At 37.3% G+C, this 8,327-nt stretch carries 7 protein-coding genes and 1 pseudogene; 4 read left to right on the top strand and 4 right to left on the bottom strand.

Translation table 11 applies throughout. The features are described 5' to 3' along the window. Nucleotides 1–265, top strand: a pseudogene (locus GZ63_RS18515) (IS5/IS1182 family transposase); the annotation flags it as partial. Here GZ63_RS18515 and GZ63_RS0114910 read toward each other — a convergent pair. From GZ63_RS0114910 to proB, 4 genes are all read right to left on the bottom strand, one after another. Beyond that, entirely contained in the window at nt 260–1,642 is a 1,383-nt protein-coding gene (locus tag GZ63_RS0114910) for an FAD-binding oxidoreductase (RefSeq protein WP_029270932.1), read from the bottom strand. The pseudogene GZ63_RS18515 and the gene GZ63_RS0114910 overlap by 6 nt on opposite strands. Before the next feature lie 14 nt (nt 1,643–1,656). Continuing rightward, the gene (locus GZ63_RS0114905; RefSeq protein ID WP_029270930.1) at nt 1,657–2,607 is read right to left on the bottom strand and encodes a fumarylacetoacetate hydrolase family protein; all 951 of its coding nucleotides are present in this window, start codon (nt 2,605–2,607) and stop codon (nt 1,657–1,659) included. A 328-nt stretch (nt 2,608–2,935) separates the two neighbouring features. Continuing rightward, nucleotides 2,936–4,183: a glutamate-5-semialdehyde dehydrogenase gene (locus GZ63_RS0114900; RefSeq protein ID WP_029270928.1), complete on the bottom strand. Its 1,248-nt coding sequence runs from the start codon at nt 4,181–4,183 to the stop codon at nt 2,936–2,938. A 21-nt stretch (nt 4,184–4,204) separates the two neighbouring features. Beyond that, nucleotides 4,205–5,305, bottom strand: a complete 1,101-nt coding sequence (gene proB, locus GZ63_RS0114895; RefSeq protein ID WP_029270926.1) for a glutamate 5-kinase — start codon at nt 5,303–5,305, stop codon at nt 4,205–4,207. A 517-nt stretch (nt 5,306–5,822) separates the two neighbouring features. On the opposite strand from proB, the gene GZ63_RS0114890 reads away from it, so the two are divergent. From GZ63_RS0114890 to cydS, 3 genes are read left to right on the top strand one after another with little or no spacing between them, the layout of a single operon-like run. Beyond that, entirely contained in the window at nt 5,823–7,157 is a 1,335-nt protein-coding gene (locus GZ63_RS0114890; protein ID WP_029270924.1) for a cytochrome ubiquinol oxidase subunit I, read from the top strand. Next, nucleotides 7,154–8,179: a cytochrome d ubiquinol oxidase subunit II gene (locus GZ63_RS0114885; protein ID WP_029270922.1), complete on the top strand. Its 1,026-nt coding sequence runs from the start codon at nt 7,154–7,156 to the stop codon at nt 8,177–8,179. The genes GZ63_RS0114890 and GZ63_RS0114885 overlap by 4 nt, the downstream gene beginning before the upstream one ends. 14 nt (nt 8,180–8,193) lie before the next feature. Continuing rightward, entirely contained in the window at nt 8,194–8,301 is a 108-nt protein-coding gene (gene cydS / locus GZ63_RS18895) for a cytochrome bd oxidase small subunit CydS (RefSeq protein ID WP_390337524.1), read from the top strand. Nucleotides 8,302–8,327: the final 26 nt, after the last annotated feature.

Here is an 8,327-nt window from a genome sequence, read left to right as displayed (position 1 = left end):
TTTTGGATTTTTGAAGGCTAATTTAGGTTTCACTCGTATGTCCGTACGAGGAAAACCTAAGGTGCATAACGAAATGGGATTTGCGTTAATGGCGGTAAATTTAAGGAAGTATACCGCCATTAACAATAAAAATGGAACATTTTCACATAAAAACAAAAGAAAAAACGGTTGCGTTTATCATTTATTGATAAACACAACCGATTTTGTTTATTTGGGGCTAGTTATGTCCCAGCCTCTCCACAATTTTTTACAATCAAATTTATAATGATTTCTCGGAAACCTCTGTGACTACTTTCCCAGGATTAAGTACACCACCTGGATCGAAAGCACTTTTTATCTTTCGCATTACATGAATAGCTTCGCCGTGTTCTTTTTCTTGATATTTTTGTTTTCCTATTCCAACCCCATGTTCCCCTGTACAAGTTCCACCTTTGGCAAGTGCATAGTTTACAATACGCTGATTAACCAGACTAGCCTTTTCAATATCTTCTGGATGATTGACATCGATCATTAATAAAGTGTGAAAATTACCATCCCCAACATGTCCAACGATTCCACCTGGGAGTCCTGTTCCTTCAATAGCATCTCTGGCGTCCTTTATTGCTTCTGCAAGTTCAGAAATTGGCAAGCATACATCTGTCGTCATCTGTTTTTTTCCTGGGAAGCCATGAATGAAAGCATATGCCGTATGATGACGCGCTTCCCAGAGACGGTTTCTAGAGGCTGTTTCCGTTTCAAATTCCATTGACTTACAATGAAAATCTTCAACTATTTCCCGCATAAAATCTACATCTTGCTTTAGCCCTGCTTCATTGCCATGAAATTCTAAAAATATAGTAGGTACTTCTTGATAATCTGTTTCACTAAACAGGTTTATTTGTTTTATTGATTTTTCGTCAACAAGTTCCACCCTCGCAACTGGTATACCTGCTTGTAAAATCGCAGTAACCGCATCAACTGCATGATTAATACTCTCAAACGAAGCTCTTGCTGCCATAATATACTCTGGAATACCGTATACTTTTAATGTTAGCTCTGTAAAGCATCCAAGCGTTCCTTCGGATCCAACAAATAATCCATTTAAATGATAACCTGAAGATGATTTTGCAGCTAAATTTCCAGTATGAATGATTGAACCATCTGCAAGGACAACTTCTAAATCTCTTACTTGATCCCTCATAACACCATATTTTACCGAAGTAGTGCCACTTGCATTGGTGGCAGTCATTCCTCCGAGTGTTGCATCTGCACCAGGATCAACAGAGAAAAACAATCCATGTTTTTTCAATTCTTTATTTAATTGAAGTCTTGTAACACCTGGCTGTACTCTTACAAGAAAATCTTCCTCCCGTACTTCCAATATTTTATTCATATATGAAAAATCAATGGTAATTCCTTTATGATAAGGAATAATGCTTCCCTCTAGACTCGAACCAAGGCCAAACGGGACAATTACAGTATTATATTTATCCGCTAATTTTACTATTTCACTTACCTCATTCGTATTTATTGGATAGACCACGACATCCGGTACACATGGTTCATGCCATGATTCATCTTTACTGTGCTGCTCTAAAATGGTTTGATTTCTAGTCACGCGGTCTGGTGCTAACAATTGTTGAAGTTCTTCAAAAAGACTCATATAAACATCCCCCCCTATTTATTGGCTTTTCGTTCCATTATTTTGTTTTCAAGCTTCCCGATACCTTCTACTTCCAAAGAAATGATGTCCCCATCTTGTAGAAATTGCGGAGGCTGCATGGCAACTCCTACACCATCGGGAGTCCCGGTCAATATAATATCTCCAGGGTCTAAAGTAATTAAATGAGAAATGAATTCAATGAGATTTGGTATATCAAAAATAAAATGTCTTGTATTGGAATCTTGACGTTTTTCCCCATTCACAAAAGAGCGAATAGAGAGATTGCATGGATCAACTATATCATCAGAAGTTACTATCCAAGGACCAATTGGTGTACTGCGATCTAATGACTTTCCTTGAAGCCATTGTGGTGTCCTTTTTTGTAAATCGCGGGCTGATATATCATTTGCTATCGTATAACCAGCTATATAATCGTAAACTTCCTCTTTGCAAACGTTAGAAGCCTCTTTTCCAATCACAATAGCTAATTCTGCCTCGTAATCTAATTTATGTGTTAAAGTGGGTTTTTCAATGTAATTTTCAGGACCAATGATGGCATTATTAAATTTTGCAAAAAGTACTGGAAATTCTGGGATATCCCCATCATTCATTTCTGCTACATGTTCCGCATAATTTTTTCCAACACAAATTATTTTTGAAGAAGTTGAAACTGGAACGCCGTAACTTACCTCTCCTAAGTCAAGCATATATTTAGATCTGTCTGATTTATTCATTATGTAATGATATCCCATTCTTGCTCGATCTATTGCATTTTCCCCTTGCAGAAAAAAAGAATTTGGATCTGATGGAAAAATACAATCTATTTGTTGTATTAAATCTTTTTTACCTGTGGATACCAAGAATGCACGATAGCTTTCTTGCAGATCGATTATCTTTTGATCTATTCGACACCCAATTCGATATGCACTAGGTTTGTCCTTAAGTTTATAACTAACTAATTTCATCTTGTACACCCCTTCATTGTAGTAATTTAATACTCCTATCGTACCATATTTTCGTTCAATATTCAGAATGTTTCTCCTTGCATCTATTTTTTCATATTTCTATTGACTTTAATATTTTCTGAAATAGCGTAAAGAAGAAGGGGGTGACTATAAATGGAGAAACATTTCTATTCGGAACAGATAAAACATTAAAAGCACATAACCTAGAATACCGGACAAAAGCATAAATAGGAGCAACGATCCCTTATCATAGTGTATCTAAAAATTTAACCGTCACACCTAAAATGGTATGGCGGTTAAATAGATAAAGATCTTTATCTAATATTTTTTATTCTCTAATTTGTCCATTTCCTTGAATAACAAATTTGCTTGAAGTTAATGCCTTTAATCCCATTGGTCCTCTTGCATGCAGCTTTTGTGTGCTGATACCGATCTCTGCACCATATCCAAATTCAAACCCATCGGTAAACCGGGTGGAGGCATTGTGATAAACAGCAGCTGCATCAACTGTTTGCAAGAAAATTGCTGCATTGCGTTCATCCTCTGTAACGATCGACTCCGAATGATGGGTACCGTATGTATTAATATGTTTGATTGCTTCTTCAACGTCTGCTACTAATTTCACGCTGACTGATCGTCCAAGATACTCCTGATGCCAATCTTCTTCTGAGGCATTGTTTGCCTTTGGAAATGATTTACAAATTTTATCATCTGCATAAAGATGCACATTTTTTTGATGAAGTTTGTCGAGTAAATCCACACCATTTTGTTCAAACCATTTTTCATGGACTAAAATTGATTCAATAGCATTACAAACAGATGGCCGCTGCAATTTCGCATTTAGTGCAATTTCTTCTGCCATATTTTTTCCTGCGGATTCATCAATAAAAATATGGCAATTGCCTGCTCCAGTCTCAATTACAGGAACTGTTGATTCACGAATAACCGTTTCAATTAAATTCTTTCCACCTCTTGGAATTAGTACATCCAAATAATCATTCATTTGAAACATCTCTTTTGCTGCGCTTCGGCTTGTATCTTCAATCAGCTGTACTGCATCAACGGAAAGCGCAGTTTGTTCTAAAGCATGATGAATAGAAGCGACAAGTGCCATATTTGAAAATTTGGCAGATGAACTTCCCCTAAGAAGTACTGCATTTCCGGTTTTTAAAGAGAGTGAAGCTGCATCAATGGTTACATTTGGACGTGCTTCATAAATCATACCAATAACACCAATCGGCACCCTTTTCTTCTCGATTTGTAGACCGTTTTCTTTTTCGATTGTTTCTAGTACCTCACCAATTGGATCTTCTAGATCTACTAATTGTTTAACTGCTTGTGCCATACTTGAAATACGATCTTTATTTAACATCATTCGGTCAAGTATAGCGTCAGATAACCCATTTTCCTTTCCTTCTTCAATATCTTTTTTATTCGCTTCCAAAATTTTTCCCTGATCCAACACAATCTGCTCTGCTATTAAACGTAGTGCGTTATTTTTATCCTCTGTTGTAACACCACTTAATAAAAAACTAGCCGCTTTTGCTGCTTTTCCCTTTTGTATTATTTCAGACATTATAAAACCCTCCCCAATAGTTTAAGCTTTAACCCATTTATTTCTATGAATTACTTCAACAGATGAGACAACCGATTGCACTCCTTTCTTTTCATTTCGTTTTTCGATTGCTTGTACTACTTCATCTGAAGAACAGCTAACCTCACCTTTTCCGAGTAAGCCACTTGTTCCGTAAACTTTGACAACCTCTCCTTTTTGGAATGTCCCTTTCACCTTATAGATACCAGCTGGCAGCAAACTTCCTCCATGGTACAATATTGCTTCTTCCGCTCCCTGATCAACATATAGCTTTCCCGCAGATTCAGAATGAAGTGCTATCCATTGCCTGCTCGTATTTACTGGCCCGTTGGATCCATTAGAAATATAAGTACCATTTCCTTTTCCATTTAATATATCAATAAATTTTTCTTTTCCTTTTCCATAACCGACAAAGACTGGTACACCAAGAGAAATAGCCCTTTTAGCTGCTAGCAGCTTTGATTTCATCCCGCCAGTTCCGACTTTGGACCCTGCCTCTCCCGCTGATTCGATCATTTCATCTGTTATGTTATCAAGGTAATTGAACTTCTTAGCAAACGGATTTGTCCTTGGATTTTCGTCATATATTCCATTAATATCTGTTAATATAATTAATTGATCCGCATGGATAAAGCCACTTACAAGCGCAGACAACATATCATTGTCACCAAATGTCAATTCATCAATAACAACTGTGTCGTTTTCATTAATGATAGGCAAGATTCCTCGTGATAAAAGCTCCGTAATTGCTGAAAATGCATTTCGATAACGCTCTCTATTAGAAAAGTCATCCCTGGTTAATAAAATTTGAGATGGAATAATCTTAAATTCGTTGAGTTTTTCAAGATAAGACTGAATTAAGAGACTTTGCCCAACAGCTGCAGCCGCTTGCTTTCCTTTAATGGTAACAGGTCTGGAAGAATAACCTAATTTCGTAAAACCTGCAGCTACAGCACCCGAAGATACTAAGATCACTTCATGCTTCGCCCTGTGAAGAGCTACAATAGCATAAATATGATCTATAAATTTTTCTTGATCAATTTCACCCTTGTCATCCGTTAACGAACTGCTTCCTATTTTGACTACAATTCTTTTTTTCCCCATTATGCATTACTCCTACTATCTATTTACAATCATCAATTTCGTACATTAAAAAAACCCTACCATCCCCTTAAAATAAAGGACGAAAGAGCTAGTTTCCGCGGTACCACCATTATTAGATATTAGATATATCCCACTTTTGCTTCCCTAACGCAGAAGTTGACGCCCATGTATTAGCACGGGACTCTGAAGATAGGTTCAGTGGCTGGTTGTGACGAAATCTTTCAGCTCCTAAATCTCGCTCTCTAACACATCCAGAAACACATACTAGTTCTTCGTTTGCGTTCGTTTATTATTTATTATTACTCTTATTATGGGGATAATAAAATGTAAAGTCAATAAAGAAAGCATAAAAGACATAATTTTCAAATGTTACTACACGAACTGTCACCCTTTGTTCAATCCATAGTTATAAATTCGTCATAAAAAATAAGTTCAAGATTGCTTTTTAAGGGTAAAATATATCGTAGAGACTTTTTTTGCCCATCCTTATATCTAAATTCAAAAGGAGGTTATATCCTTGCTAGATGGAGATACAGTTTTTAATAGTCGGTTATTAACCGAGCTTACCCTTTCTTTTCATATTATTTATGCAACCATCGGTGTGGGTGTCCCGCTTATGATCATGATTGCTCAATGGGTAGGAATCAAAAAAAATGATGAACATTATATTTTGCTAGCACGGCGATGGGCCCGCGGTTTTGTTATAACAGTTGCAGTAGGTGTTGTAACAGGAACTGCTATCGGTTTACAGCTTTCATTACTATGGCCAAAGTTTATGGAACTTGCAGGAAATGTAATCGCACTTCCTCTATTTATGGAAGTATTTGCTTTTTTCTTTGAAGCAATTTTCCTTGGAATCTATTTATATACATGGGATCGATTCGAAGATCAACGTAAGCATTTGGCGCTATTAATTCCTGTAGCGATTGGTGCAGGATTGTCGGCTGTTTTTATTACAATGGTCAACTCATTTATGAATGCACCACAAGGCTTTGACCTTGTAAATGGTGAACTAATTAATGTAAATCCTTTCCTTGCGATGTTTACTCCTGCTATGCCGACAAAAGTATCACATGTTGTTGCAACAGCGTTTATGACTGCAGCATTTCTGCTTGCATCAATAGCAGCGTTTAAGCTAGTAAGGGGTTCGAATCATGCATACCATAAAAAAGCACTCTTTATGACGATGAAAATTGGTCTTATTTTTTCCATAGCAACGGCTTTAATCGGTGATTTTTCCGGTAAATATTTAGCTGAATACCAGCCGGAAAAACTCGCAGCTGCTGAATGGCACTTCGACACAAGCGAACAAGCGCCGCTACTCATGTACGGTATTTTAGATGGTGAAGAAGTTAAATATGCGCTTGAAATCCCATTTGCTCTTAGTATTCTGGCTCATGGTGATCCTTCAGCGGAGGTAATAGGTTTGGATCAATTTCCTGAGGATGAAACCCCTCCAATGGCTGTTCATTATTTATTTGATATCATGGTCACAATTGGCGTATGGATGATTTTGTTATCACTTGTTTATTGGGTTGGAACAAAACGCAAATGGGCATTTATAAATACAAAACCTTTCCTCTGGCTGCTTGCTTTAGGTGGACCTTTATCTATCATCGCAATCGAAGCCGGCTGGTGGATGGCTGAACTAGGACGACAGCCTTGGATACTAAGAGGTATTATGCGAACTTCTGAAGCGGCAACGTCTAGCAGCCATGTTGATACCATGCTGCTGCTTTTTGCAGGAATATATCTTATTTTAGGTATTGGAACTGTTGTTGTGCTCAGACGTATGTTTAAAAAGAATCCGGTAGAAAAAGAACTTATGGAAAAAGGTGGTGAAGAGACATGAGCTTAGAAATTCTGGGGATTATGGTACTCTGGACCTTTCTGTTCGGTTATGTCATCGTCGCATCTATTGATTTTGGTGCCGGATTTTTTAATGCCTACAGTGAATTAACAGGGAAGCAACATATTTTAACCAAAATAATTCAGCGATATTTATCACCTGTCTGGGAAGTTACTAACGTATTTCTCGTTTTCTTTTTCGTTGGGATTGTAGGCTTTTTCCCAAAAACCGCATTTTACTATGGAACTACATTACTTGTCCCAGTTAGTATTGCCATTCTACTTCTCGCTGTTAGGGGATCATACTATGCCTTTGAAACATATGGAACGAAGGGTCATAAAGGATACGCCCTCATGTATGGACTTACTGGGCTGGTCCTGCCTGCATCGCTTTCCATCGTTTTAACCATATCCGAAGGTGGGTTTGTTTCCATGACCGAAGGAAAACCTGTACTGGATTACTGGGCATTGTTCACTAGTCCGTTAACTTGGAGCATTGTTGTACTTAGTATTATTGCTGTACTATATATATCCTCCGTGTTTCTTACATGGTACGCAAGCAAAGCCAAAGATACAAAAGCCACCGATTTAATGCGAAAATATGCTCTAATATGGGCATTGCCTACCATCATTACGGCGTGCGGCATCATCTATGAACTAAGTTTTCATAACCAGGAACATTTTGATCGAATTATCGATTTATGGTGGATGTTCGGTTTATCATTTCTTTTATTTATTGGAACGGTTTGGCTCATTTGGAAACGAAAAAACTATGGTCTTGCCTTTGGTTTATTAGTTGGACAATTTGCTTTTGCTTTTTTCGGATATGGATTATCTCATTATCCTTATTTGTTATATCCGCATCTGACTATCTATGACAGTTTTACGAATGAAGCAATGGCTATCTCTCTCGTTGTTGCATTTGTTTTAGGGCTGGCACTCCTTCTTCCATCACTGTATCTGTTAATGCGACTGTTTTTATTTAATAAGGACTATGTGAAAGGTAGTCAAAAAAATAAAGCTTAAGAGGTGATTCATGTATGCAAGACTTTTTGATCTTTGTCGCACCGTTTATTGTATTATTTGGAGCCATAGCATTAGCATTTTGGGCAGCGTTAAAAGATGGTCCAATGTCGAAAAAAGATTGAATATCAAAGAGGCTGGGACAAAACTC

This window comes from Virgibacillus alimentarius (assembly GCF_000709085.1).
Classification (GTDB): Bacteria; Bacillota; Bacilli; order Bacillales; family Amphibacillaceae; genus Virgibacillus_B; species Virgibacillus_B alimentarius.
Note: the sequence above shows the minus strand (reverse complement) of the source record. Positions and strands in the feature narration are given on the sequence as shown.